Below are 1,656 nucleotides of genomic sequence, written 5' to 3'. Positions count from 1 at the left end.
GCCGCCCGGGCGGCGGGCTCCGCGGACGGCCCGGCCTTCGGCCCACGGGGCAGCTTGAGCATGGTGGTGGGCTGGTCGACCTGGTCCCGCGGGAGCGCCTTGAAGACGGCGGTCGGCTGGTCGACGGGCTCTTCGCCCTTGTCGTCGCCCTTCCCGCCGTCCTGCCTGTCGTCCTTCTTGTCCGCGCGCTCGTCCTTCGTGTTCCCGCTGTCGCCCTTCCGGTCCTCGCCGTCGCCCTTGGCCCAGGCCGGGCGGGATCGCGTGGGCGCGCCCTCGCTCGTCGGCTCGGCCCTGCCGGCCGTCGGAGTGTCACCGTCCGCGCCCTCACGGCTCTTTGACGGAGCGGCAGCGGCGGTGGCGGTGGTGGTACCGGAAGCCGCAGCTGCGGTGGTACCGGCAGCGGCGCCGGAGCCGGAGTCCGGGGAATCCTGGGAGTCCGAGCTGTCCCGGGCGTCGCCGTCGGGGGTACCGGCGGGCCTGTCCGACGCCTCGGTCTCGCCCCGGTCGCTCGTACCGCTCGTACCGTCCGTGCTCTGCTCGCCGTCCTCGGGCTCCTCGGACGCGGCAGGACCCCCGGTCGGCGCGGCGGGCCGGCGCGCGGTCCCCGAGGTCAGAGTCATTGTGCGGTCGGGAGACGCGGACCGCGGGGTGTTCCGGGTCTCCGATTCCTCCGTGCGATTTGCGGTTGCGACGGCCGACGGCCTCGCCTCCGGCGACGATTCTCGGAAGACCGCGAGCCTCGGGTCACGTTCACCCGGAGCCGTCTCCCCCGAGGAATTCCGCTGCTCCGACTTGCCGGGGGACTCGCCCGCCACCGTGTCTCCTTCGTGTCTCATCCGACATACCGGACCGTCCGAACCATCTGCCAGTGTCCTGCTCCGGGACCTCGGCCCCGGTGCTAGACGAGAACGACATACATAACGGTTCCCGCACAAAGCACCCAGGCACTCTCGACAGACCAATGTGAGAGGGGTCACCCTGTCATTCATCCACGCGGGGAGGCATGGATGGGCAGGAGCCGCAGAACAATTCCGGAGGAGCTTCTGTTGCTCGCTCTGGACCCGGCCACGGGTACCACAGCGCAGCCGCAGTCGCTCGACCTCGGCCTGGCCGGAGCACAGCTAGTGGAGCTGGCTCTGGCAGGACGGATAGCCCCTGACGGGGATCGTATCGCCGTGGTGATGCCACGGCCGACCGGAGATCCGACTCTGGACTCCGCACTGGAGCTGCTGCGCAGACGCGGCAGCCCGGTTCGGGCCGTCCACTGGATTGGCGGGCCCCGACTGGGGCTGCGCCAGACCTACCTCTCGCATCTGGAACGGTGCGGCATGGTTCATGCCGTGGCGGGCCAGATGTGCGGAGTGCTGCCGACGACGCGCTATCAGGCGACGGACACAGCGATCAGCCGGGAAATCAGGGCCCGGCTGGACAGTGCGATCCGCACCGGTGTACCGCCGGACCCGCGGACCGCGGCGCTCGCCGCACTGGCCCACGCGGTCGGACTCGGCAAGCACCTCTACCCCGGTAACGAGGGGCGCTCGTCGCGCTCCCGGCTCCGGGACCTGATCCGGCACGACCCGATGGGCGGTCTCGTGGCGCACGCCGTCATGGACGTCCAGAACGGCGTGGGCGCGCAGCAGCGCCGTAACCCCGCCC

The 1,656-nt window shown here is 71.3% G+C and carries 1 protein-coding gene and 1 pseudogene; one reads left to right on the top strand and one right to left on the bottom strand.

The features are described 5' to 3' along the window. Nucleotides 1-620, bottom strand: a pseudogene (locus BFF77_RS36010) (hypothetical protein); the annotation flags it as partial. A gap of 387 nt (nucleotides 621-1,007) precedes the next feature. Between BFF77_RS36010 and BFF77_RS28020 the strand changes: the two are divergent. Continuing rightward, nucleotides 1,008-1,656 (top strand): GOLPH3/VPS74 family protein (locus tag BFF77_RS28020; RefSeq protein ID WP_066955232.1); only part of this gene is annotated, 649 nt, incomplete at its 3' end.

Origin of the sequence: Streptomyces lushanensis (genome assembly GCF_001700515.1) — a bacterium.
Classification (GTDB): Bacteria; Actinomycetota; Actinomycetes; order Streptomycetales; family Streptomycetaceae; genus Streptomyces; species Streptomyces lushanensis.
The sequence above is the reverse complement of the archived record's forward strand: the minus strand, read 5'-3'. Positions and strand labels throughout refer to the sequence as shown.